Source organism: Streptomyces sp. BYX5S (genome assembly GCF_054724165.1).
On sequence record NZ_CM138829.1, the window covers coordinates 4381380 to 4405438 of the forward strand.

Below are 24059 nucleotides of genomic sequence, written 5' to 3' on the forward strand. Positions count from 1 at the left end.
GGGTGACGGCCACGCATGCCCGGCCGCGCGCGACGCCCGTAGAACGGGGCGGACGACATCCACTCGACTCGGGGGATCGCATGAGCACCACACCCGCACAGGCCGCACGCCGTGAACTGACCGGATTCCAGGGGTCCTTGACCGGCCCCGCGGACTCCGGCTACGAGGAGGCGCGCGCCGTCTACAACGCCATGATCGACCGGCGTCCCGCGCTCGTGGCCCGCTGCGCCGACGCCGCCGACGTGGCGAAGGTGATCGCCTTCGCCCGCCGTCAGGCACTGCCGCTCGCGGTGCGCGGCGGCGGCCACCACGGCGCGGGCCTCGGCACCTGCGAGGGCGGCGTGGTCGCCGACCTGTCGGCCATGAACGCCGTGCAGGTCGACGCGGCGGCCCGCACCGTGCGGGTCGGCGGCGGCGCCACCTGGGGCCTGGTCGACGCGGCGACGCACGAGCACGGCATGGCCACGCCCAGCGGCATCATCTCCACCACCGGCGTCGGCGGCCTGGCACTCGGCGGCGGCCTCGGCCACCTCACCCGGCGCTGCGGACTGACCGTCGACAACATCGTCGCGGCGGAGGTGGTCCTCGCGGACGGCAGCCTCGTCCGCGCGGACGCCGACACCAACACGGACCTCTACTGGGCGATCAGGGGCGGCGGCGGCAACTTCGGCGTCGTCACCGACTTCACGTTCCGACTGCACGACGTGAGCACCGTGGTGGCCGGGCCGACGTTCTGGGCGGCCGAGCAGGGCGCCGAAGTCCTCGCCGCCTACCGGGAGTTCCTGCCGTCCGTACCCCGCGACGTCAACGGCTTCTTCCTGTACGGGGCCGTGCCGCCCGCGCCGCCGTTCCCCGAAGAACTGCATCTGCGCAAGGTGTGCGGCGTCGTGTGGTGTCACACCTCCGGCGACGCGGAGGCGGCGGAGCGGGCCATGGCGCCGCTCCTCGGCGAGCTGCCCGCGCCGCTGCTGCACGCGGTGGCACCGATGCCGCACCCGGTGATGCAGTCCATGTTCGACGGCCTGTACCCGCCGGGCCACCAGTGGTACTGGCGGGCCGACTTCGTCCGCGAGATCCCGGACGACGCGGTGCGGTTGCACGCCAAGTTCGGGCCGCAGACACCGTCCATGCAGTCGACGATGCACCTGTACCCGATCGACGGCGCCGCCCACGACGTCGGGCCGTCCGACACCGCGTTCAGCTACCGGGACGCGCGCTGGGCCAGCGTGTTCGCGGGCGTGGACCCGGACCCCGGCGCCGCCGATCTGCTGCGCCGCTGGACGGTCGACTACTTCGAGGCCCTCCACCCGTACTCGGCGGGCGGCGCGTACGTGAACATGATGATGGACGAGGGGCAGGAGCGGGTGCGGGCGAGCTACCGCGGCAACTACGCGCGCCTGGCCCGCGTGAAGGCGGCCCTCGACCCGGACAACGTGTTCCGCAACAACCAGAACATCGAACCGGACCCGTCCGCCCGCGACAACGTCCGGCCGTAGGAACCGGCCCACGACGCGCCGCCCGGCCCCCGGAACCGTAGCGTGGTCGCATGTGCTGGAGTGCGACGGCCGATCTGGTGGCGGGTGGCGCGATCGCCGCCGTGGGCGTGGGGTGCGTGGCGCGGGCGGCGCGGACCCGGCCGCGGGCGGTGCTGATCGCGGCGCTGCCGCTGCTCCTCGGGGCGCACCAGATCATCGAGGCGGTGATCTGGAACGACGGGGGTGGCACCGGGGCCGCCGTCGACGCGTGGGCGGTGATCGCCCTGCCGCTGCTGCCGTTGTGGGTGCCGGTGGGTGTGTGGTGCGCGGTGGCGCCGCGGGCCCGCCGTCGGCTGGTGGTGCCGCTCGTGGCGGGCGTGGGGACGGCGGGGGTGCTCGGGTACGTGCTGGCGACGCGTACGGTCACCGCCGATGTGCGCGGGCACACCATGGGCTACTCGATCGGCCTCCCGGGCGCCGGGTGGCTCCTGGCGGGATACCTTCTGGCGACGATCGGCGCGCTGCTGCTGTCCGGCGAGCGGGGGCTGGTGCTGCTCGGCGGGCTCGTGGCGGGGGCGGCGGGGGTGTGTGCGGGGTTGTGGCGGTGGGAGTTCATCTCGACGTGGTGCGCGGCCGCTGCGCTGTGCTCTTTGGTCCTCTACGCCTGGCTCCGCCCGGCCCCATCCGGCCCCTCCGTTTCCAGCCCCTCCGGCACGACATCCAGCCCCTCCGGCACGACATCCAGCCCCTCCGGCGATTGAGGAGCGGGGTCTGGGGCAGAGCCCCAGGAGCGGGTGGCGGGAGGCGTGGGCACGGCCTCGGGGCTCCGCCCCGGCCCCCGCTCCTCAAACGCCGGAGGGGCTGGAATGGGCGCGTCCAGCGACGGAGAGCTGAGGAGGGGGCGCGCGGAGCCGGAGAGGGCTGGCCGGGGGTCAGTCGGTGATGGTGACGCAGGGGAGGCCGACGCTGGTGTCGCCGCGGAAGCCCTCCGCGCACAGCCGCGTCCCGGGCGCGAAGTGGCGCTGGGGGTAGGCCTGGTCCCGGTAGGTGCGGAACGCGGCGACGTCCTCCACCTTCGTGTTGGCCGACCACCCGTCCGTCGTCCACACCCGCGCCCGGATCCGGTTCGGTTGGTTCGTGTTGACGACGGACACCTCGACCCGCCCCAGGTACGTCCCGGTGTCGTACGTCTCGATGCACACGGAGTTGTTGCACCACTTGCCGTCGGCCGCGGCCGGCTGCCCCGCGGCGATGACGCAGCCGAGGGCGGCGACGGCCGCGGCGGCGGAGGAGACGATCTTCTGGTAGGTGGCGCGCATGGGTGCTCCCTGTGCTCTCGTACGACCTGGCGCGCGGATCAACGCCGTACGGGACCAGGGGTTACGTGCGCTTGGCCCGGACGGTGAGGTCCCCGTCGGCGACGTCGACGAGGAGCGCGCCGCCCGCCGCGATCTCGCCGTCGAGGAGCATCCGCGAGAGCCGGTTGTCGAGCTCGCGCTGAATGGTGCGGCGCAGCGGGCGCGCCCCGTACTCGGGCTGGTGGCCGCGCCGGGCCAGCCAGTCCACGGCGTCCGGGGTGAACTCGACGTCGATGTCCTGGGCGCGCAGGCGGCGCCGGGTCTCGTCGAGGAGGAGGTCGGTGATGCGGGCCAGTTGCTCGGTGCTGAGCCGCCGGAAGATGACGATCTCGTCGACGCGGTTGAGGAACTCCGGGCGGAAGTGTTCGCGCAAAGGACGCAGCACCTGTTCGCGGCGTGCGGTCTCGTCGGTGGAGTCGTCGGTGCGGAAGCCGAGCGCGGCGCCGCGTCCCGCGATGGCCTCGGAGCCGAGGTTGCTGGTCATGACGATGACGGTGTTGGTGAAGTTCACCGTGCGGCCCTGGGCGTCGGTGAGGCGGCCGTCGTCGAGGACCTGGAGCAGTGTGTGGAAGACGTCGGGGTGGGCCTTCTCCACCTCGTCGAGCAGGATCAGCGAGTACGGGTGGCGGCGCACGGCCTCGGTGAGCTGTCCGGCCTCCTCGTGGCCGACGTAGCCGGGCGGCGCGCCGACCAGCCGGGAGACGGTGTGCTTCTCCTGGAACTCGCTCATGTCGAGCCGCACCATACGTTCCTGGCTGCCGAAGAGCGCCTCGGCGAGGGCGCGGGCCAGTTCCGTCTTGCCGACGCCGGTGGGGCCGAGGAAGAGGAAGCTGCCGATGGGCCGGTCGGGGCTGGCGAGCCCGGCGCGGGAGCGCAGCACGGCCTCGGAGACGGCGGTGACGGCCTCGTCCTGGCCGATGACGCGCTCGTGCAGGTGCTGTTCGAGGCGGAGCAGGCGCTCCTTCTCCTCCTGGGTGAGGCTGCTGACGGGGATGCCGGTCTGCCGGGACACGATGTCGGCGATGTCCTCGGCTGTCACCTCGACGATGTGTCCGTCGCCGGGGTCGGGCTCGCGGGCGCCGTCGATCCGGCGGGTCAACTCGGCGATACGGTCGCGCAGTTCGGTGGCACGTTCGTACTGTTCAGCGGCGACCGCCGCGTCCTTGTCGCGGCCGAGGTCGTCGACCTCGCGTTCCAGGGCGCGTACGTCGGTGGTCTTGGTGCGGTCGCGCAGGCGGACGCGGGCGCCCGCCTGGTCCATCAGGTCGATGGCCTTGTCGGGCAGGAAACGGTCGGTGAGGTAGCGGTCGGAGAGGTCGACGGCGGCGAGCAACGCCTCGTCGGCGTAGCGGATCTGGTGGTGGGCCTCGTAGCGGTCGCGCAGGCCGCGCAGGATCTCCACGGCGTCCGCCGTCGTGGGCTCGGGCACCAGGATCGGCTGGAAGCGGCGGGCGAGCGCGGCGTCCTTCTCGATGTGCCGCCGGTACTCCTCCAGGGTGGTGGCGCCGATGACGTGCAACTCGCCGCGCGCCAGGGCGGGTTTGAGCATGTTGCCGGCGTCCATGGAGCCGCCTTCGGAGCCGCCGCCCCCGCCGGCGCCGACGACGGTGTGCAACTCGTCGATGAAGACGAGGAGTTCGTCGGCGTGGGCGCGCACCTCGTCGATGATGCCGTTGAGGCGTTCCTCGAAGTCGCCCCGGTAGCGGGTGCCCGCGACGACGCCCGACAGGTCGAGCGAGACGAGGCGGCGCCCGCACAGCGTCTCGGGCACGTCGCCGTCGGCGATGCGCTGCGCGAGGCCCTCGACGATCGCGGTCTTGCCGACGCCCGCGTCGCCGATGAGCACGGGGTTGTTCTTGCCCCGGCGGGACAGGACCTCGACGGTCTGCTCGATCTCCTCGTCGCGGCCGATGACCGGGTCGAGGCGGCCCTGGCGGGCGCGGTCGGTGAGGTCCTCGCCGAAGCGGTCCAGGTTCGGGGTGGGTGTCGTGGCCTTCGCCGACTGGCCGGGCCGGGGCTCGGCGGGCCCCTGGGGCGGTGGCTGCGGGGCCGGGCCGGGGGTGAAGCGGGCCTGGTTGAGGAGGTGTCCGGCCGCCGAGTCGGGGTTGGCGGCGAGCGCCAGGACGATGTGGTCGGGGCCGATGTAGGCGACGCCCGACTCCCGCGCTATCGCGTGCGCGTCCAGCAGGGCCCGCTTGACCGCGGGTGTCACCGCGAGGGACTGCGGGGTGCGGTTCGGCTCGCCGCTGCCCGCGTGCCGGTCGATCTCCTCGGCGAGCCGGTCGGGATCGGCGCCGGCCCGGGTCACGAGCGTGCGGGTGGGTTCGAGGGAGAGCGCCGCCCACAGGAGGTGGCCGGTGTCGAGGTCGCCGCGGCCGTGTTCGCCGGCGTAGTTCGCGGCGGTGGCGACGAGGTGCCGGGCGGGACCGCTCATCAGCCGCCCGATGTCGATCTGCCGCCTGCCGCCGCCGAGGAACTCCGCGAAGAAGTCGCCGAGAGGGTCCTGTCCGAAGCCGTCGGACCCGGTGAATCCGCTGGTCATGCCCCATCCGTTCCGGCAGCCACCGCCGGTGTCCGACCGCGCTGCCTCGTCGACTTCCGTCTGCGGGGCGCGTAGCCCACTGCGGCGTGGATAAACGTGACGGACCCGAGGGGACTCGTGGGTCAGGCGAAGGTGCGGCGGTACGTCTGGGGGCTCACGCCCGTGGTGCGCTTGAAGCGGTCGCGGAACGCGGTGGGCGATCCGAAGCCGACCTGCGCGGCGATCCGCTCCACGGGATGGGGCGTGGTCTCCAGGAGGTGCTGGGCCTGTCGGATGCGGGCGCGGTGCAGCCACTGCAACGGGGTGCTGCCGGTCTGTTCGCGGAAGCGGCGCATCAGTGTGCGGGTGCTGACACCGGCGTGCGCGGCGATGTCGGCGAGGCTGAGGTCGCGCTCCAGGTTCTCCCGCAGCCAGGTCAGGAGGGGTTCGAAGGCCGAGCCCTGCGGTGTCGGCACGTGGTCGTGGACGATGAACTGCGCCTGCCCTCCTTCCCGTTCGAGCGGCATGACGGAGAGCCGGGCCGCGTCCGCGGCGACCGCCGAGCCGTAGTCGCGGCGGACCATGTGCAGGCACAGGTCGAGTCCGGCGGCGGCACCGGCCGAGGTGAGGATCTGCCCGTTGTCGACGTAGAGCACGTCGGGGTCGACCTCGATCGCCGGATGGGTGGCGGCGAGCAGGTCGGCGGCGAGCCAGTGGGTGGTGGCGCGCAGTCCGTCGAGGAGTCCGGTGGCGGCGAGCGGGAAGGTGCCCGAACAGATCGAGGCGATACGGGTGCCGTCCGCGGCGGCGGCCCGCAGCGCGTCGCGGACCGCGGGCGCGAGGGGGGCGGTGGGGTCGGCGGTGCCGGGTACGACGACCGTGTCGGCGCCCTTCAGCCCGTCGAGGCCGCGGGGCGCGCGGATCGTGAACGTACCCGCGTCGACGTCCTCCCCCTCGCCGCATACCCGGACCTGGTAGCCGGGGCGGCCGTCGGGGAGCCGGGTGCGGCTGAACACCTCGATGGGTGTCGCCAGGTCGAAGGGGATCACCTGGTCGAGAGCGAGGACGGCGACGGTGTGCATGGCGTGAATGTAGCTCATCACCTGGTTCGCGCCACCCTGCTCCACAGGTACCTGCCGAGTGTCGGTCGGGTTCCAGGGCCTGGCGGCATCCCGTTGACAGTTGTCGTTCCTGCCACTGGGAGAGCGGACCGGCGGTGATTAGCGTCGACGAGATCCCGGCCGGACCGGGCTTCCCGCTTGCCCCGCACGCGAAGGACCGCGCCCCATGCTCATCCAGATCGTCCTCTTCGACGGCTTCGATCCGCTCGACGTCGTCGCCCCGTTCGAGGTGCTGCACGCCGGGGCCGTCGCCTCCGGCGGAGCACTCGACGTGGAGCTGGTCTCCGCGGAAGGACCGCGCGAGGTGGTCGGCGGGACCGGCGGGCTCGCCCTGCGGGCCACGGCGGCGCTCGATCCGGCGCGGGCGGACATCGTGGTGGTGCCCGGTGCCTCCGGGCCGATCGGCGATCCCGGCGCCCCGCCGGACGAGGACGCGGCGGAGCCGACGATCCCCGTACTGATCGGCCGTACCCTCGCCACGGGACTGCCCGGCCTCCTCGCCACCGCGATGGCCGACCCGCGGACGACGGTCGCCACGGTCTGCGGCGGCTCGCTCGTTCTGGCGCTCGCCGGACTCCTCGAAGGGCGTCCCGCCACCGGTCACCACCTCGGTCTCGATCTCCTCGACGCCACCGGGGCGCGGGCCGTGCGGGCGCGCGTCGTGGACGACGGCGATCTCGTCACCGGCGCCGGAGTCACCTCGGGACTCGATCTGGCCCTGCACCTGCTGGAGCGGGAGGCCGGGCCCCGAATCGCGCACGCCGTCGAGGAGTTGTTCGCGTACGAGCGTCGCGGCACGGTCTGGCGGGCGCGGGGCCCGGAGCCCGTCCCCTTCTGAACCACCCGCACGAAAGGAAGCACCACCCCATGCCCGTCGAAGGAACCTGGGACCTGTCCATCTCCACACCCCTCGGCACAATCGCTGCCGTGGTCGTGCTCCGCGAGGAGGGCGAGGCCCTGACCGGGGTCGCGCAGGGGGCGGGCGAGGAGGTCCCCCTGCGGGAGCTGACGGTGTCCGGCGACCGCGTCACCTGGAAGCAGGCCGTCACCAGGCCGATGCGCCTGAACCTGGACTTCGCCGTCACGGTCGACGGCGACACCCTCGCCGGTACCTCCCGCGCCGGGCGGCTCCCCGCGTCGAAGGTGGTCGGGACGCGGCGAAACGAGCGGGCGGGCGAGGGCCGCTGACCATGTCGAAGTTCCTGCTCACCCTGCACGTCCTGGCCGCCGTACTGACCGTCGGGCCGGTGACCGTCGCCGCCAGTATGTTTCCCAGAACCCTGCGGGCGGCGGCCGGTTCACCGGGCAGCGCCGAGTCGCTGACGACACTGCGCACGCTGCACCGTATCTGCCGGGTCTACGCGGGCGTCGGCATCGCCGTGCCGCTCTTCGGGTTCGCGACCGCGAGCAGCATGGGCGTCCTCGGCAACGCGTGGCTGATCGCCTCGATCGTGCTGACGGTGGCGGCCGCCGCGGTCCTGGTCGTGCTCGTCCTGCCGGGACAGGAGACGGCGCTCGACGCGGTCGCGCAGCCGGAGGGCGCGACGCCGCACCGGGATCCCGCCCAACTGGCCATGGTGACGGGCATGTTCAATCTGCTGTGGGCCACCGTGACCGTGCTGATGATCGTCCGGCCGGGTTCCACGACGGGTGCCTGACGCGGACGTTGAACGCACGACGAACACTTGGCGAAGCCGGGTCACCGGGCCTGCCGCCCGGCGCGGCGGGTCCGTACCGTCGCGCGCATGGGATGGCTCGAGATCGCCTTCACCGCCGTGGGGCTGCTGATCGGCGTGGTGTCGATCGTCACGCCGTTCGCCGCCGACCGCAGGGCGCGGCGCAGCAAACGCGTGGGCTTTCGCAAGCAGATGGACATCGCCATAGGGCACAACGGCTCGCCCGGCGCGGGCGATCCGCGGTTCGGTCTCTTCAACGGGCTGCCCGCGATGCGTGACGCCACCCTCGTGCTGCTGCGCGTCGAGAACGACGGCTCGCGCCACGTCGACCAGGAGGACTACCTCGGCGCGTCGGCCCACGGGCTCACCGCCGAGTTCCCGGGTCGTGTCGTCAAGGCGATGGATGTCACCGTCCCCGACGAACACAGCGCTCTGCTCAGCTACTTCGAGCGTTTTCCGGACTCGTTCATCTCCGCTCCCGGCACCCTGCGCATTCCGAGGGTGCCGCTGAAGCCGGGCGCGTACTACAAGATCCTGGTGCTGCTCACGGGCGGCAGCGAGGGTGACAAGGTCGTCGTCACCGGTGACATCAAGGACGGCAAGCTGCACGAGAACCACAGCCTGACGCCGGACGAGAAACCCCCGGTGTTCAGCGGCCGGGCCCGCTGGACGACGGTGACGCTCGGCGTGGCGCTGATCGCGGCGGCGACGCTTCCGCTGTTCACGCCGTCTCCGCTGCCGGACGACTGCGAGTCGGGCCGGCTCCGGCTGACCGGGTCCACGGCGTTCGCCCCCGTCATGGAGGAGCTGGCGGCGAAGTACCGCGAGCACTGCGGGGGCGGGCCGCGGATCACGGTCGCCGCCCGGGGCAGCCGCACGGGTGTGCGTGAACTCGCCCTGTCCGGCGCGGAGTCGGGGAGTGCGGCGCGGGTCATCGCGTTCTCCGACGGGCCCCGCCCCGCGAGCTACACGCGGCTCAGCGAGAGCCGGATCGCGGTGTCCCTGTTCACGCTGGTCGCGCACGACAGTGTCCGGCTCGCGGATCTGTCGGTGGCCGAGGTCCGGCGCCTGTACCGGGGCGAGATCCGCGACTGGTCGCAGCTGGGCGGGCCCGAGCTGCCGGTCGTCCTCGTCAGCCGCACCTCCGGTTCGGGCACCCGGTCCGCGCTGACCGCGCGGGTGCTCGCGGGCGCCGACGAACCGCCGGCCACCTCCGACGACTGCGTCAACCGCACGGCCCGCGCGTCCGACCGCGTACTGCGCTGCGAGCTGGACTCCACCGGGCAGGTCCTGGACACCGTGGCCCGTACGCCGGGCGCCCTCGGCTACAGCGAGCTGCGCGCCGCGTCCCCGCCGGACGCCCCCAAGGGACTGCACCGGCTGACCCTCGACGGCCGCGCCCCGGATCCCGACCGTCTCGACGCGGGCGGCTACCCGTACCGCGAGATCGAGTACGCGTACACCTACGGACGTCCCCCCGCGGACTCGCTGGCCTCCAGTTTCCTCGCGTACGCCATCGACAACGGCACCGGCAAGGGGGTCGTCGCCACCCACGGTCACCTGCCGTGCGGGACACCGGTGGGCCTGCGCGTGTGCGGCAAGGACGACTGAGGTCGAGCGGCTCCCCTGCCCGCACGACGCCCGCACCCCACGGAACGTACAATTTATGTGCATTTCGGGCGCTCGGCGCGTCCGGGGAGACGAGGTGACGTCATGAGCGGAGCGACCTCGACCGCGCCGCACCGGGCCGCGCGCACGTCCGCCGCCGCGGCGCTGGTGTGTGCGGGCCTGTTCGCGGCGGGGCCCGCCGTGGCCGACGACGACGCGGCGGACATGAGCGCGCGGCAGCTGGCCGACGCGGCGAAGAAGGAGATCCTCGACGCGAAGTCCCTGCATCTGACCCTGCGCAACAGCGCGGACGACCGGGACACCCGCGCCCCGGCCGCCTTCGACCTCCGGCTCGACGAGGACGGCAACTGCACGGGCAAGCTCCGTATGGGAACCGGCGGCGCGAAGGGCGGCGGCGTCGAACTCGCCAAGCGCGGCGACGAGGTGTGGATGAAGCCGGACGCGACCTTCTGGAAGACGCAAGTACCGGGCAACAAAGGCGAGTTGGCCGCCGAGCTGTTCGGCGGCAAGTACGTGCACGGCACGACCGACGACCCGATGCTCGACGGGCTCGCCGGCGTCTGCGACCTCGACTCCCTCCGCGAGCGCCTGAAGGACGGTTCGGACCGGGCCACGAAGGACGAGCTCACCAAGGGCGACCCGAAGAAGGTCGCGGACACCGAGGTCGTGCCGCTCACCGCCCGCGACGGCAAGGAGCGCACCACCCTCTACGTCACCGTGGACGAGCCGCACCGGCTGGTGCGCGCGACGGAGAAGGGCCCGGACGCGTCCCTGTCGATGACGTTCACCGACTACGACGAGCCCGTACCGGACAGCACGCCGTCGGCGGACGAGTCGGTCGACATCTCGGAGCTGCTGGGCACCGGCCCGACGCAGACGCCGAACGCCTGAGCCGCCATGGGCGGCTGCCCAGGTCAGCCGCCCTTCGGGTAGCGCACGAAGAGGACGCCCTGCACCTCGCCGTCGGGCGCGCTGTAGAGGTGCGGGCGGTCGGCCCTCCAGTGGGCGTAGCCGCCGGGCCCCGCCGTCAGCGGCGCGTCGGGAGGGCCGACCACGGCCGTCCCGGAGAGCACCATCAGGCTCTCGGTGGTGCGCGGCACGTGGGCCGACGACTCCTGCGTCGCACCCTCCGCGATGGTGACACGGAAGACGTCGGTGGCCGCGTCCGCGTCCTCGTACCGTTCGACGAGCACGGCGGTGACCGCGCTGCCCGAGACACCTTCCGCGCCCGCGCCTCCGCCCGGCGGGGCGTCGAGGACCGCACTGAGGGGGCGGCCGAGCGCGGTGGTCAGGGCGTAGAGGGTTTCGAGGGTGGGATTGCGGCGGCCTGTCTCCAGTTCGGAGAGCGTGCCCTTGCCGACGCCCGAGCGGCGCGCCAGCTCGGACAGGGACAGGCCGTCGTCCTCGCGCAGCCGTTTCAGCCTGCGCCCCACCTCGTCGCCAAGGCCCATCGCCCGGTCCCCTCTCCCGTCCGTCGGCGCGTGTTGACGTGTCGCCACCCGCGTCCTTAGTGTTCCACAAACAGAACGTTCCGTTCATGGAACGCCCGGATCTGCTGATTCCGTTCGAGGTGGACGGCTCCGCTCGGTCGCTGCCGCTCCGGTCCTGTACCTGTCCGCCTGCCCTTCTCCCCGTACGTTCGGAAGTGACGCCCGCATGTCCTCGCTCGCCCGCATACGCGCCCTCGCACCGCCCTCGGCCGTGGCGGCGGGGCTCATCGCCACGGTCGTCGGTGTCACAAGCGCCGCGGCCATCGTGTTCACCGCGGCGCGGACGGCCGGGGCGGACGCGCGTGAGGTGTCGTCGTGGATGCTGGCGCTGGGCGTCGGGATCGCCGTGACCACGGTGGGCCTGTCGCTGCGCAACAAGGCGCCCGTACTGACCTCCTGGTCGACGCCGGGGGCCGCGCTCCTCGCGACGAGTCTGAGCGGGGTGTCGATGGAAAAAGCGGTGGGCGCGTTCCTGTTCAGCGCCGCGCTCACCGTGGTGAGCGGTCTGACGGGGTGGTTCGCGCGGCTCATGGACCGGATCCCGGTGCCGCTCGTCTCCGCGCTGCTCGCCGGGGTGCTCCTGCACTTCGGAACGGGCCTCTTCGCGCAGATGGGCGGGCACTTCGGGATCGCGTTCCCGGTGTTCGCTCTGTACCTCCTCGCCCGTCGGCTGCTGCCGCGCTACGCCGTGGTGGTCGCGCTCGCCGGAGGTGTCGTGGCCTCCGTCCTCACCGGCGGCTGGCACCTGGAGCGCGTCCAACTGTCCCTCGCGCAGCCGGTGTTCACCGCTCCGGAGCTCGACTGGAAGGTGCTCGTCAGCGTCGGCGTGCCACTGTTCGTGGTCACCATGGCCTCGCAGAACCTGCCGGGTGTCGCGGTGCTGCGCACGTCCGGGTACGAGGTGCCGATCTCGCCCGTGCTGACGTGGACCGGTGTCGCGCAGGCGGTCCTCGCGCCGTTCGGCGCCTTCGGCCTCAACCTCGCCGCGCTGACCGCCGCGATCTGCACCGGCGAGGAGGCGCACCCCGACCGTGAGCGGCGCTACCTCGCGGCCGTGTGGGCGGGGGTGTTCTACCTCTGCGTGGGGCTGCTCGGCGCGACCGTCGCGTCGCTGCTCACCGCGATGCCGCACGCGCTCGTCCTGGCGGTCGCCGGGGTGGGCATGCTCGCCACGATCGAGTCCGCGCTGGCCGGGGCGTTGTCGGAGCCCCGGTCGAGGGAGGCGGCCGTCGTCACCTTCCTCGCCACGGCCTCCGGTGTGACGCTGCTGGGCATCGGGTCGGCGTTCTGGGGGCTGCTCGCGGGTGTGCTCACGAGTGTCGTCACGACGGTGGCGCGGCGCGGGTCCACGAGCGCGCCTGGGCGGGCGGAGGCGTCGGTGCGTGAGCGGGCCTCCGCGTGACGGTCCCCGGGGAGCCGTGAGCGTGCCTCGCGCGGGTGTCACGTCAGTGGGCGTTGCGCGCGCAGTTCCCCGCGCCCCTGACCGTGAGGCCTCGCGCGGGTGTCACCTCCGTGCACGTTGCGCGCGCAGTTCCCCGCGCCCCTGACGCAGGCGGCTGCGCCGCCGCTCCGCGGGGCGGCTTGCTCTGGGTGGGGCGCGTCGAGCGGCGCTTTGTCGTCCTAGGGTGAAGGCATGTCCGATCTCGCAAGGGCCGTCGCCCGTCTCACCGGCCGAGCCGTCACCGCCGAGCGGCGGCTGTCGGCGCACCTTGGGGAGGCGACGCTCGACGACGGACGGGTGGTCATGGTGAAGGGCGCCGACGAGCCGGCGGCGGTGCGGGCGGAGGCGGCCGGGCTGACGTGGCTGGCGGATGCCGGCGCGGTGGCGGTTCCCACCGTGCACGGGTACGACGAGCGGTGCCTGGTCGTCGACCGGGTCGCGGAGGGGCCGCCGACGGCGGACGGCGCGGCGGAGTTCGGCCGGGGTCTCGCCCGGCTGCACGGCGCGGGCGCCGGCGCGTTCGGCGCGGCGCCGCCCGGCGGGCCGACGGAGGCGTACATCGGGCTCGCGCCCATGCGCAATGTGCCGGGCGACGACTGGCCGCGCTGGTACGCCGACCACCGCGTGCTGCCGTACCTGCGCCGCGCCGTCGACGAAGGCACCCTCTCCCCCGCCGAGGCGCAACCCGTCGAGCGGGTCTGCGAGCGGCTGCCGGACCTCGCGGGCCCCGCCGAGCCGCCCGCCCGTCTCCACGGCGACCTGTGGAACGGCAACCTGTTGTGGGGCGCCGACGGCGCGGCCCATCTCATCGACCCGGCCGCGCACGGCGGGCACCGCGAGACCGATCTGGCGATGCTGCACCTCTTCGGCGCGCCGCACCTGGACCGGATCCTCGTCGGGTACGAGGAAGTGGCTCCGCTCGCCGACGGCTGGCGCGACCGGATCGCCCTGCACCAGCTGTTCCCGCTCCTGGTGCACGCGGTGCTCTTCGGCCGCGGCTACGCCGAGCAGGCCCTCGCCGCGGCGCGCTCCCAACTGGGTTGATCCGGATGGGACTTACGCCGTCGCGAACCGTGTGAGCACCGCCTGTGGGCGTACGCCCGGCAGCGCGGCCCGGAACGTGCGGTAGTAGCCCAGCTCCTCCTTGCTGCGCAGCTCGGGCGCGCCGGGCTCGGCGGCCGCCGCCGCGTACTCCGCGTCCGTGATGCGGGTGTCCCACAGCGGGCTCAGGACGCCCTCGGCGCCGCTGCCCGTGCCGAACTGCTCCTTGCGGCGCCACAGCAGACGTTCCGGGAGCCATCCGGCGAAGGCGCGGCGCAGGTGCCCCTTCTCCATGCCGTCGGCCTCAAGGGCCTTGAGGTGCGCGGGCAGTGACATGGCGTGCGCGATGACGTCCCGGTCGAGGAACGGGACACGTGCCTCCAGGCCGTGGGCCATGGTGACGCGGTCGCAGCGCTGGAGGTTGAGGCCGTGCAACTGGCCGACCGTGCGGCGCAGTTCGGCGTCCAGGGCGTCCGGCGCGGCGTGCTGTTCGTGGTAGTAGCCGTATCCGGCGAAGAGTTCGTCGGCGCCCTCTCCGGTGAGGACCGCCTTGACGTGCCGGGAGGCGAGTTCGGACAGGAACCAGTTGGGGACGGCGCTGCGGATGAGGCTGGCGTCGAAGGACTCCACGCACCCGACCACCTCGTCGAGCGCCCGCGCCGCGGCCCCGGCGTCGAGCACCGCCTCGTGGTGCTCGGTGCCCAGGAACGCGGCGGCGTCCCGCGCGGCGAGCAGGTCCGGGGAGTCCTCCGTGCCGACGGCGAAGGTCTTGAGGCGGCGCCCCTGCCGGGCGTACGCGTCGGCGGCGACAGCCGCGACGAGGCTGGAGTCGAGCCCGCCGGAGAGGAACACGCCGACCTCGACGTCGGCCATCAGATGCCGCCGGATCGAATCGGACACGGCCTCGAAGGTCGCCTTCTCGACCACCTGCTCCGGCACCCCGTCCCAGGAATCGGCCGCCTCCGGCACCGGCTCCGCGAACCGCCGCAGCCCGTCCCGCGGCGTCCACCAGCAACCGGGCGGGAAGATCTCCGCGGCGGGCTGGACGTCGGGGTGGAACGCGCGTAGTTCGGAGGCGAAGTGCACGGCAGAGCCGGTGCGCGCCCAGTACAGGGGCTTGATGCCGAGGGCGTCACGGGCGGCGACGAACCGGCCGCCCGGGGTGGCCGCGCACAGCGCCCACATGCCCCGCAGACGGCCGAGCCCCTCGGGGCCTTCGGTGCGCAGCACGGCGAGCGCCGCCGCCGAGTCGGAGGAGGAGCCGAACGCCTCGGCGGGCAGTCCTGCGCGCAGGGCTTCGTGGTTGTAGATCTCGCCGTTGCACACGAGCGACCAGTCGCTGTCACCGTGGGCGCCGCCGAGGGGCTGGTGTCCGCCGTCGAGGTCGACGATGGACAGGCGGCGATGGCCGAGCCAGGTGTGGCCGCCGACCGCTCTGGACCCGCTGTCGTCGGGGCCGCGGTGGGCGAGCCGGTCGAGCATGGCCTCCGCGCCCGCGTCGGCGCACTCGGTGTCGGGACGTCCGTGATGGCTGTGGATGGCTGCGATTCCGCACATGTCGATCGACCCTAGAGCGGTCCGTGCGAAGGGAACAATGCGAGTTGCTGTATACGCACGCCGCTGTGGCAGGCTTGTCCCATGGCAGCGGAGAACCTGAGCAGCGTGCATCGCGCCCTCGACGTGCTGCGCGCACTCGCGCGGGGCCCGATGGGCGTACAGGAAGTGGCCCTGGCGGTGGGCCGGGAGAAGACGCAGGTGTCACGGACGCTGAAGGTGCTCGCACAGGAGGGCTTCCTGGAGCGGGATCCGCGCACGCTGCGCTACCGCATCGGCTGGCAGCTGCTCGCGCTGGCCTCGTCGGCGGGCGAGGAACGGCTGTACGGGGAGGCGCCGCCGGTGCTGCGGGAGCTGGTGCACCGGCTCGGGGAACCGGCGTATCTGACGGTGCTGTCGGGGCACGGCGCGGTGACCGTGCTGACCGAGCGCACCTCGCGCGGGCTTCAGGCGCACGAGTGGATCGGCCGCACCTCGCCGCTGAACTGCACGTCCGCGGGGCGCGCCCTGCTGTTCGCGCTGCCCGACGACCAGGTCGCGGCGCTCCTGACGACGGAGGAGGGCGCGTCGCTGCCGGGCACGGACGCGGCGCCGCGCGATGTCGCGGCGGTCCTGGAGCGGCTGCGGGCGGAGCGGACGCGGGGCTGCGCGGTCGCCGTGGAGGAGATGGAGCCGGGCCTGACCGCGGTCGCCGCCCCGGTGCACGACCACCGGGGCGACGTGGTGGCGGCGGTCAACGTGTCGGCCCCGGTGTTCCGGCTGCCGGCCGAGGCACTGCCCCAGGTGGCGGAGGCGGTGGTCGCGGCGGCGCACCAGCTGTCGGCCCGGCTCAACGGGGCGCCGCCGCCCGCGTGACCTCAGGGAATGCGGGCCACCGCCGCGTAGATGCCGCAGTCCTCGGACTCGGGGGCGGCCTCGTCGCGGAACCACTCCGTGGCGGTGACCAGACCGGGCTCCACGGTCTCCAGCCCGTCGAAGAACCGGGCGACACCCTCGCGGGTGCGGAAGCCGAGCCGCATACCGGCCTTCGCGTACTGCCGCGTGACCTGCTCGGACAGTTCGGGGAAGAGGTCGGACGAGGCATTGGACAGGACGAGGTGGCTGCCGGACGGCAGCTCGGACACGAGCCGGGAGACGATGCCGTACGCCTCCTCGTCGTCCGGGATGAAGTGCATCAGCGCGATCAGCGACAGGGCGATCGGCCGGTCGAAGTCCAGGATGGTGCGGGCGTGTTCGAGGATCGCGGCCGGCTGGCGGACGTCGCCCTCGATGTAGTCGGTGACCCCCTCGGGGCTGCTCACGAGCAGCGCCTGGGCATGCCGCAGCACGATCGGGTCGTTGTCCGTGTAGACGACCTTGGCCGCGGGCACCACGCGCTGCACGATCTGGTGGAGGTTCGGCGCGGTGGGGATGCCGGTGCCGATGTCGAGGTACTGGTCGACGCCCTGCCCCGCGAGCCAGGCGGCGGCCCGCTGCATGAACTCGCGGTTCTGCCGGGCCGCGTCCCGCGCCTCGGGCGGCAACTGCTCACCGACGGCCTCGTCGACGGGGTAGTTGTCCTTCCCGCCGAGCAGCCAGTCGTAGACCCGCGCGGGGTGTGCCTGGCTGGTGTCGATGCGGGGCCGGGGTGCGGGTGCCGTCATGTGACTCTCCAACGTCGCAGAGGGGCGGAACGAGGTGTACGACCTGCCCGCAGTCTTTCATGCCAACTCCCGTCCATCATCACGGAGTTGCAGGTCACGGCGGGTGCGCGGGCAACAGCGCACGGTACTCGCCGACCGGCCGCGCCCGCGCTCACGCCCTACCCTGGGTCACCCATACATGATCCACCCGGAGGAGCCGCCGTGCGTGACTGGCAGTCGGAGCTCGACCTGGAGCCGCACGGCGAGGGCGGCCACTTCCGCCGCCTCTACACGAGCCCGCACACCCTCGACACACCCCACGGGCCGCGCCCCTCGGCCACGTCGATCCACTACCTGCTCGACGAGCGCAGCCCGAGCGGCCTGCTGCACCGCAACCGCAGCGACATCCTGCACTTCCTGCTCGACGGCGGCCCCCTGGAGTACGTGACCGTGAACCCGGACGGGACGCTGCGGCGCACGGTCCTCGGCCCGGACGACGAGCGGTTCCTGCTGGTGCCGGGCGGCTGGTGGAAGGCGTCCCGGCTGACCGGCGATGCCCGCCACGGCCTGGTGGCGGAGGTCGTCACCCCGGGGTTCGACTACGCGGACCACGAGTTCGCGACCGGCGCCGTACTGGAGGAGTTCCCTCATCTCGCCGACGAGCTGCGGGAGTTCGTGCGCTGACGCGGCGCGGCCGGCCTCGCCGCGCGCGGGCTCGTCAGCCGAGTGTCCGCACGGGCGCGTCCGCGAGGTACGCCTCGATGTCCTCCACGGCGCCTTCGTAGAAGCCCTCGTAGTTGCGGCGGGTGACATAGCCGAGGTGCGGCAGGCCGAGGAAGTTCGGGGCCGTGCGCAGGGGGTGGTCGGCGGGGAGCGGTTCGGTGTCGAAGACGTCGCTGCCCGCCCCGGCGATCCAGCCCTCGCGCAGCGCCCGCAGCAGCGCCTCCTGGTCGACGATCGCGGCGCGCGAGGTGTTGACCAGGTAGGCGGTGCGGCGCATGCGGCGCAGTTCGTCGGCGCCGAGCAGGCCGCGGGTGCGCTCGCTCAGGACCAGGTGCACGGAGACGAAGTCGCTGGTGTCGAGGAGTTCCTCCTTGGACGCGGCGAGGGTGGCGCCCGCCTCGGCGGCCCGCTCGGCGGTGAGGTTCGCGCTCCATGCCGTGACGTCCATGCCGAAGGCCGCGCCGACCCGGGCGACCCGCGCGCCGATCTTGCCGAGCCCGAGCAGGCCGAGCCGACGGCCGTGCAGGTCGGCGCCGAGGGTGGTCTGCCAGGGGCCGCCGTCGCGCAGGTTGCCGCCTTCGGTGAGGACGCCGCGGGCGAGGCCGAGGATGAGGGCCCAGGTGAGTTCGACCGGCGGTTCGGGGTTGCTCGCGGTGCCGCAGACGGTGACGCCGCGCTCGGCGGCCGCGGCGAGGTCGATGGACGCGTTGCGCATGCCGGAGGTGACGAGCAGCCGCAGCTTCGGCAGCCGGGCGATCAACTCGGCCGGGAACGGGGTGCGTTCGCGCATCACGACGACGATCTCGCAGTCGCCGAGCAGCGCGACGAGTTCATCGTGCGTATCGACATACCGATTCAGGAACCTGACGTCGACACGGTCCGAGAGGCGGTCCCAGTCGGCCAGTCGAGGGGCGACGCCCTGGTAGTCGTCGAGTACGGCGCACCGCAGCATGCTCACATCACTCCCGGTTCGATGATCGTCCGAAAACCTTAACCGGGTCCGTTGGTACGGACTTTCGTCCAGTCCCTTGACGCCCTTTCACCCCACCCCTTAAATCAACTCTTGAACGGAACACATCAAGCGCACCTTGCTTGCCTTCACTTTCTGGCGTGCCGCGGGACGGCACGGCCCCCCTACCCGAAGTGATGTGATGCCCCATGCGCAGTTCACTCCGTCCGCTGAGCCGCAGACTTCCGCTGGGCGCGGCAGCCCTGCTGTGCGTCGCGGCGGCGTTCGTCCCCACGGCGAACGCCGCGGAGACCGGCGGCGACGCGAGCACCGCGGCGGTCACCTTCTCCGACGACTTCGACGGGCCCGCGGGCGCGGCGGTCGACGGCTCGAAGTGGCAGACCGAGACGGGAGACAACGTCAGCAACCACGAGCGGCAGTACTACACGGCGGGCACGAACAACGCCGCGCTCGACGGCCAGGGCAACCTGGTCATCACCGCGAAACGCGAGAACCCGGCCAACTACCAGTGCTGGTACGGGACGTGCGAGTACACCTCGGCGCGCCTCAACACGGCGGGCAAGTTCGAGACGACGCACGGTCACGTCGAGGCCCGGATGAAGATCCCGCGCGGCCAGGGCATCTGGCCCGCGTTCTGGATGCTGGGCAGCGACATCGGCTCGGCCGGCTGGCCGAACTGCGGCGAGATCGACATCATGGAGAACGTCGGCTTCGAACCGTCGACGGTCCACGGCACGATCCACGGCCCCGGCTACTCCGGCTCGGGCGGGATCGGCGCGGGCTACTCGCTGCCGGGCGGCGCGGCCTTCGCGGACGACTTCCACACGTTCGCGGTGGACTGGACGCCGAACAAGATCACCTGGTCGGTGGACGGCACCGTCTACCAGACCCGCACCCCCGCCGATGTCGGCGGCAACCAGTGGGTGTTCGAGAAGCCGTTCTTCCTGATCCTCAACCTCGCCGTGGGCGGGTACTGGCCGGGCGATCCGGACTCCAGCACACAGTTCCCCCAGCAGCTGGTCGTGGACTACGTGCGCGTCAGCACGTGAGCGGACGATGAAGCGCGAGGGGCCGGGCGCGCCCGAAGCGTGCCCGGCCCCTCCCGCGTCTCTGCTCTTGCGTCGCCTACGCGTCGGCGGTGGTGCGACAGTCCGGGTGGCCCCAGCCGTCGGGGTTCTTGGCGATGTCCTCACCGGCGGCGTAGGAGCGGCCGCAGCGGCAGCGGCCGGGGAACTTCGCCTTCAGGGTGCGCGAGGACGAGCCGGAGGCGGTGCGCTTGCGGGGCGCCGCCTTCGCGCGCGGGGGCTTCGCGGAGGACGGGCTGGACGGCGGCGGCTCCGGCGAGCCGAGCGCGCTGCCCGCGTCCTGCTGGGCCACGGCGGCCTGGCTGGCGGCGCGGTCCGCGAAGTCGTTGAGCGGGTCGCCGTCGACCTGGTGGGCGGGCACGTACTTGAACTCGACGGCGCGGCCCTCCAGGAGCGCGTCGATCCGCTGCACCAGTTCCTGGTTGGCGACGGGCTTGCCGGCCGCCGTCTTCCAGCCCTTGCGCTTCCAGCCGGGCAGCCACGTCGTGACCGCCTTCATCGCGTACTGCGAGTCCATCCGCACCTCGAGCGGCACGTTCGCGTCGACCGTGCTCAACAGCCGCTCCAGGGCGGTGAGTTCGGCGACGTTGTTCGTCGCCGTGCCGAGCGCGCCGGCCTCCCACCGCACGGGCTTCTCGTCGCCGTCGGCGACGACCCACGCCCAGGCCGCGGGTCCGGGGTTACCTTTCGACGCGCCGTCACACGCGGCGATCACACGTTCTGCCATGCCCCCGATCATGCCAGGTCAGTCGTCGAGATCGACGCGTACGGTCAGCAGGCCGACGCCGAAGCCGCGGACGGCGGCGCTGTTGAGGCGCGGCAACGCCTTGAGGCGGGCGCGGGGATCGTCCTCCGGCAGCAGGTGCGCGGTGCCGGTGTGCCAGCGGCCGCGCAGCCGGACGCGGACCGTGGGATCGGCCTGGATGTTGCGCACGTACTGCGACGCGTACCCGAATTCGGACACCAGCCAGAAGGCCCCGCCGATCCGGCGCCCGCCGACCGGGGTGCGGCGCGCGAGCCCCGACGTGCGCCCCGTCGTCTCCAGGAGCACCTGGCCCGGGAGGCGGCGCGTCACGGGGTTCGCGACGTACCGCTGAAAGGTGGTGACGAGCCGGTGCTTGCGGTCGTGGGCGCGCGTCATGCCGGCACTCTAGCCGCCCGGCACGGAAGATCCCGGCCGCGACGGGGGACCACGGCCGGGGTCTTCACGGTGGGGTCAACGCGCGGGGAGATGAGGTGGTTCCCGTCGGAAAGTGAGGTGTGTCACGGAAGGTGGCGGAGTGGGCGGGCCGAGCGGCGGTACCCCGAGGGGGCGACGGACACATAAGCTGCCACGATGATCACCACGGTTCCCTCCCGTCGCCGGACGGCGGCTGTCTGCGTCGCGCTGCTGACGGCGCTCACCCTCTCCGGTTGCACGTCGGAGGGATCCGGAACGGACACCCCCAAGGTCGAACTCCCCTCCCCCGGCGTGGACTTCGACTACCAGCTCGGGGGCGCGTACAAGCCGCCCTCCGGGGTGCGGGCGGTCTCACGGGATCGTGGCGACGCGCCGGCGCGCGGCCTGTACAACGTCTGTTACGTCAACGCGTTCCAGGCGCAGCCGGACGCGCTCGACTGGTGGCAGCGTCGGCACGCGGACCTGCTGCTGCGGGACGACGCGGGGCAGTTGGTGATCGACGAGGAGTGGGACGAGGCCCTCTTCGACATCTCGACGCCGTCGAAGCGCTCCCGTCTCGCCTCGATCGTCGGCGACTGGATCGACGGGTGCGCGGACGACGGCTACGAGGCCGTCGAACCGGACAACCTCGACTCCTTCGAGCGCTCCGACGACCTTCTCGACACCAAGGACGCGGTCGCGTTCGCCCGTCTCCTCACGGAGCGGGCGCATGACGCGGGGCTCGCCATCGGCCAGAAGAACACCGCGGAACTGCTGCCCGAGCGCCGCTCCATCGGCTTCGACTTCGCCGTGGCGGAGGAGTGCCAGGCGTACGACGAGTGCCGGGGGTACGCCTCGGCGTACGACGACCGGGTCTTCGCCGTCGAATACCGCAAGGCCGACTTCGAGCGGGCTTGCCGGGCCTGGGGCGAGCGTCTGTCGATCGTGCTGCGCGACATGGACGTGCGGCCTGCTGGTACGGAAGGGTACGTCCGGCGGGTCTGCTGAGGGGGCGTCGGCGCGCGGCCCCGCCCAGCGGGCGAGGTCCGGTGGGCGTCAGCGCCTCGGCGGGGTGGCGCTCAACGCGTCGAGGCGGCGCTTGATCGCGTCGAGGGCGCCGGGGCGGCGGCCCGGTACCTGTTCACGCAGGGCGACCAGCGCGGCGGCGTGCCCGCGGGCTCGGGCCGGGTCGTCGACCTGCTCCCACTGGTGGTGGGCGCGGTCGACCGCAGCTTCCACGTCCTCGTCCGACGGGGACTCGCCGCGCGCGATCCGCGCGTGCGCCACGCCGATCCACAACTCGCAGCTGCGGCCCGGCTCGTCGGCGAGCCGGGCGAGGTCGGCGCGCACCTCCATCCAGTGCACGACCTCCGCCGACCGCATTCCGTGGGCCCGCAACGCCTGGCTCTCCCAGGTGGCCGCGAGATCGGCGGCCTCGCCGTGCCTCCCCTCCCGCACGGCCGCCAGGATCACCGCATGCGGATCGGCTCCGCCCGGGGGTGTGGTGGGGCGTGCGGGGATCGCGGCTTCGGCTCGGCGTGCCGGGGCGGGGTGCGGTGGGGCCGGGGGCGCGGCGGGGGGTGCGGGCACGGTGGCCGTGCGGTTCTCGTGAGCGGTCGGTTCCGTGGGCGGCACCTGGCCGGCGGCAACCGGAGGCGCTGCGGCGGGCGCCACAGGTTCGGGGGCAGGCTTAGCCGGGGCAGACGGTGCGGCGGGTGGTGCGGGCGTGGTGGCGGGCGAGTTCGCCGGGGCGGAAGGGGCGGCGGAGGCGGTGCTCGACGGGGCGAGTGCGGGTGCGGCGGGCTGGGCGGGAGCAGGGGGCGTTCCGGGTTCGGCGGCGGGCCGCGTCGGGGTGGGGAGTTCGGTGGGCGCTGTCGGCTCCGCGTGACGGACAGCGGTGACCGGGGTGGCGGCTCGGGGCAGGGGTGCTGGGCGGTTCGCCTCCCGGTCCGAGTCGGCGGTGGGCGCCGGCCTCTCCCCTGCTGCCGGGTCCGACGCCGGGGCCGGGTACGCCACCGATATCGGCGCGGCCACGGAGGCAACGGCGGACGTGGAGCCCACGCCCGGAGGAGGGGCCGGGATCGAGCCCACGCCCGGAGCCGGAGCCGAGGCCGAACCCACGGCTGGGCCGGAGACCGGGGTCGTGCCCGCAACCGGAGCCGGGGCTGGGCTCGCCCCCACGGCCGGAACCGCAGCCGGCCCCTTGGTCAGAACCGGAGACGAGGCCGGAGACGGAACCGAACCGGACACCGAACCCGACACCGGACTCGCGGCCGAACCCGACACCGACCCAGAACTCGACACCGGCCCTGGGGACGAACTCGGCACCGGTCCCGCCGTCGTCTCAGCAACCGGGCCCGCCCCCTCCCCCGGCACCGGACCGGAAACCACCCAGTCCGGCCCCGCGGCCGACACCGGCCCCGGCGACGGCGACGGCGACGGCGACGGCGACGGCGACGGCCCACCGTCGGATGCCGCCTCGCCGGAAGGCGTGCCCGCAGACGGTGGTGGGGTGTGGCCCGAGGGCAAGGAGACGAAGAGCGCTTGTGGGGGGCCCGCGTGGCTGGCGGCCAGGTCGTGGAGTTGGGGTGGGGTGGGGCGGGAGCCGGTGCGCCAGATGTCGGCGTAGGCGCGCAGGTAGGTGGGGGTGTGGACGGCGCGGCGGGGCGGGGCCGGGGCGACGCGGCCGAAGAGGGCCGTGCCGTGGCCGAGGCCGAGGCCGCCCGCGCTGACGTGCCGCCAGGCCTCCGCGTCGGCGACGAGGTCCACCACGACGGTCGTGGTGTGCTGGCGCCGCCGCGTGAGTTCACCGGTGAGCCAGTGCCAGGGCAGCGCCGTGTACCGCAGCGTCGACGGGGTGGTGCGCGCGAGCGCGAGGTGCAGCAGCCGCTGGCGCTGGTCGAGGTGGAGCTGCCCGGCGACGTACACGTGGAGCGGTCCCGGCTGCGCGGCGATCGTGCGCAGCCGGGTGAGGACGGCCTGCGGGTCGAGCGGGTCGGCGAGTTCGACCACGGTCGCCGCCGCCGTGCCGGTGAGCACACTCGGCGGCACCGCCGCGAGCGTGGGCAGCACGGAAGCCGCGTCGATGAGGCACCCCTTGCCGGCGGGGGCGGCCGCGAGCAGCAGCGCCGTGCCCGACTCGGGGATGTGTGCCTCGTTGTTGCCTTGCGCGTTGATCACCACAGCAGAACGGT

Annotated in this window: 23 protein-coding genes; 13 read left to right on the forward strand and 10 right to left on the reverse strand. The window is 73.2% G+C overall.

Features of this window, described 5'->3' with window-relative positions:
* Positions 1–80 precede the first annotated feature (80 nt).
* Together ACYBSK_RS20005 and ACYBSK_RS20010 are read left to right on the forward strand one after the other, a co-directional pair.
* Complete coding sequence (locus ACYBSK_RS20005) at positions 81–1496, forward strand: FAD-binding oxidoreductase (protein WP_460242710.1); 1416 nt, start codon at positions 81–83, stop codon at positions 1494–1496.
* Between the two features lie 50 nt (positions 1497–1546).
* Positions 1547–2236 (forward strand): DUF6629 family protein, encoded by a 690-nt coding sequence (locus tag ACYBSK_RS20010; RefSeq protein WP_460242711.1) that lies wholly within the window; start codon positions 1547–1549, stop codon positions 2234–2236.
* A 171-nt stretch (positions 2237–2407) separates the two neighbouring features.
* On the opposite strand, the gene ACYBSK_RS20015 is transcribed toward ACYBSK_RS20010, so the two are convergent.
* From ACYBSK_RS20015 to ACYBSK_RS20025, 3 genes are all read right to left on the reverse strand, one after another.
* Entirely contained in the window at positions 2408–2794 is a 387-nt protein-coding gene (locus ACYBSK_RS20015) for a hypothetical protein (protein WP_457478534.1), read from the reverse strand.
* Between the two features lie 61 nt (positions 2795–2855).
* The gene (locus ACYBSK_RS20020) at positions 2856–5375 is read right to left on the reverse strand and encodes an ATP-dependent Clp protease ATP-binding subunit (protein WP_460242712.1); all 2520 of its coding nucleotides are present in this window, start codon (positions 5373–5375) and stop codon (positions 2856–2858) included.
* A 122-nt stretch (positions 5376–5497) separates the two neighbouring features.
* Positions 5498–6436, reverse strand: a complete 939-nt coding sequence (locus ACYBSK_RS20025) for a GlxA family transcriptional regulator (protein ID WP_460242713.1) — start codon at positions 6434–6436, stop codon at positions 5498–5500.
* Between the two features lie 205 nt (positions 6437–6641).
* Here ACYBSK_RS20025 and ACYBSK_RS20030 point away from each other — a divergent pair, with 205 nt between their 5' ends.
* From ACYBSK_RS20030 to ACYBSK_RS20050, 5 genes are all read left to right on the forward strand, one after another.
* On the forward strand, positions 6642–7313 hold the full coding sequence (locus tag ACYBSK_RS20030) for a DJ-1/PfpI family protein (RefSeq protein WP_460242714.1): 672 nt from the start codon (positions 6642–6644) through the stop codon (positions 7311–7313).
* Between the two features lie 29 nt (positions 7314–7342).
* Positions 7343–7663 (forward strand): hypothetical protein, encoded by a 321-nt coding sequence (locus ACYBSK_RS20035; protein ID WP_460242715.1) that lies wholly within the window; start codon positions 7343–7345, stop codon positions 7661–7663.
* A gap of 2 nt (positions 7664–7665) precedes the next feature.
* Positions 7666–8133 (forward strand): hypothetical protein, encoded by a 468-nt coding sequence (locus ACYBSK_RS20040; protein ID WP_460242716.1) that lies wholly within the window; start codon positions 7666–7668, stop codon positions 8131–8133.
* A gap of 87 nt (positions 8134–8220) precedes the next feature.
* Complete coding sequence (locus ACYBSK_RS20045; RefSeq protein WP_460242717.1) at positions 8221–9762, forward strand: substrate-binding domain-containing protein; 1542 nt, start codon at positions 8221–8223, stop codon at positions 9760–9762.
* Positions 9763–9864: 102 nt separating this feature from the next.
* Entirely contained in the window at positions 9865–10671 is an 807-nt protein-coding gene (locus ACYBSK_RS20050) for a hypothetical protein (protein WP_460242718.1), read from the forward strand.
* A gap of 23 nt (positions 10672–10694) precedes the next feature.
* On the opposite strand, the gene ACYBSK_RS20055 is transcribed toward ACYBSK_RS20050, so the two are convergent.
* The gene (locus tag ACYBSK_RS20055) at positions 10695–11231 is read right to left on the reverse strand and encodes a helix-turn-helix domain-containing protein (RefSeq protein WP_460242719.1); all 537 of its coding nucleotides are present in this window, start codon (positions 11229–11231) and stop codon (positions 10695–10697) included.
* Between the two features lie 205 nt (positions 11232–11436).
* Between ACYBSK_RS20055 and ACYBSK_RS20060 the strand changes: the two genes are divergently transcribed.
* Both ACYBSK_RS20060 and ACYBSK_RS20065 read left to right on the forward strand, forming a co-directional pair.
* A complete protein-coding gene (locus ACYBSK_RS20060) occupies positions 11437–12672 on the forward strand; it encodes a benzoate/H(+) symporter BenE family transporter (protein ID WP_460242720.1) in 1236 nt (411 codons plus the stop codon).
* Positions 12673–12903: 231 nt separating this feature from the next.
* Positions 12904–13755, forward strand: a complete 852-nt coding sequence (locus tag ACYBSK_RS20065; protein ID WP_460242721.1) for a fructosamine kinase family protein — start codon at positions 12904–12906, stop codon at positions 13753–13755.
* A 12-nt stretch (positions 13756–13767) separates the two neighbouring features.
* Here the strand turns inward: ACYBSK_RS20065 and asnB are convergent, their stop codons facing one another.
* Positions 13768–15309: an asparagine synthase (glutamine-hydrolyzing) gene (asnB, locus tag ACYBSK_RS20070; protein ID WP_457478545.1), complete on the reverse strand. Its 1542-nt coding sequence runs from the start codon at positions 15307–15309 to the stop codon at positions 13768–13770.
* An 81-nt stretch (positions 15310–15390) separates the two neighbouring features.
* Between asnB and ACYBSK_RS20075 the strand changes: the two genes are divergently transcribed.
* Positions 15391–16161, forward strand: a complete 771-nt coding sequence (locus tag ACYBSK_RS20075; protein ID WP_460242722.1) for an IclR family transcriptional regulator — start codon at positions 15391–15393, stop codon at positions 16159–16161.
* Positions 16162–16163: 2 nt separating this feature from the next.
* Here the strand turns inward: ACYBSK_RS20075 and ACYBSK_RS20080 are convergent, their stop codons facing one another.
* Positions 16164–16949 carry an SAM-dependent methyltransferase gene (locus ACYBSK_RS20080; protein ID WP_457478547.1) on the reverse strand — a complete coding sequence of 262 codons (786 nt, stop codon included), beginning with the start codon at positions 16947–16949 and terminating at the stop codon, positions 16164–16166.
* A 201-nt stretch (positions 16950–17150) separates the two neighbouring features.
* On the opposite strand from ACYBSK_RS20080, the gene ACYBSK_RS20085 reads away from it, so the two are divergent.
* On the forward strand, positions 17151–17612 hold the full coding sequence (locus tag ACYBSK_RS20085) for a cupin domain-containing protein (protein WP_457478548.1): 462 nt from the start codon (positions 17151–17153) through the stop codon (positions 17610–17612).
* Positions 17613–17646: 34 nt separating this feature from the next.
* Here the strand turns inward: ACYBSK_RS20085 and ACYBSK_RS20090 are convergent, their stop codons facing one another.
* Positions 17647–18603, reverse strand: coding sequence for a D-2-hydroxyacid dehydrogenase family protein (locus ACYBSK_RS20090; RefSeq protein WP_457481804.1), 957 nt, complete (start codon positions 18601–18603; stop codon positions 17647–17649).
* 206 nt (positions 18604–18809) lie between these two features.
* On the opposite strand from ACYBSK_RS20090, the gene ACYBSK_RS20095 reads away from it, so the two are divergent.
* On the forward strand, positions 18810–19670 hold the full coding sequence (locus ACYBSK_RS20095; RefSeq protein WP_457478549.1) for a glycoside hydrolase family 16 protein: 861 nt from the start codon (positions 18810–18812) through the stop codon (positions 19668–19670).
* Between the two features lie 76 nt (positions 19671–19746).
* On the opposite strand, the gene ACYBSK_RS20100 is transcribed toward ACYBSK_RS20095, so the two are convergent.
* Together ACYBSK_RS20100 and ACYBSK_RS20105 are read right to left on the reverse strand one after the other, a co-directional pair.
* On the reverse strand, positions 19747–20445 hold the full coding sequence (locus ACYBSK_RS20100; RefSeq protein WP_457478550.1) for a ribonuclease H family protein: 699 nt from the start codon (positions 20443–20445) through the stop codon (positions 19747–19749).
* A 6-nt stretch (positions 20446–20451) separates the two neighbouring features.
* On the reverse strand, positions 20452–20847 hold the full coding sequence (locus tag ACYBSK_RS20105) for a nitroreductase/quinone reductase family protein (RefSeq protein ID WP_460242723.1): 396 nt from the start codon (positions 20845–20847) through the stop codon (positions 20452–20454).
* Positions 20848–21042: 195 nt separating this feature from the next.
* Between ACYBSK_RS20105 and ACYBSK_RS20110 the strand changes: the two genes are divergently transcribed.
* Entirely contained in the window at positions 21043–21873 is an 831-nt protein-coding gene (locus ACYBSK_RS20110) for an endo alpha-1,4 polygalactosaminidase (protein ID WP_460242724.1), read from the forward strand.
* A 48-nt stretch (positions 21874–21921) separates the two neighbouring features.
* Here ACYBSK_RS20110 and ACYBSK_RS20115 read toward each other — a convergent pair whose 3' ends face one another.
* The gene (locus tag ACYBSK_RS20115) at positions 21922–24045 is read right to left on the reverse strand and encodes a hypothetical protein (protein WP_460242725.1); all 2124 of its coding nucleotides are present in this window, start codon (positions 24043–24045) and stop codon (positions 21922–21924) included.
* Between the last annotated feature and the right edge of the window lie 14 nt (positions 24046–24059).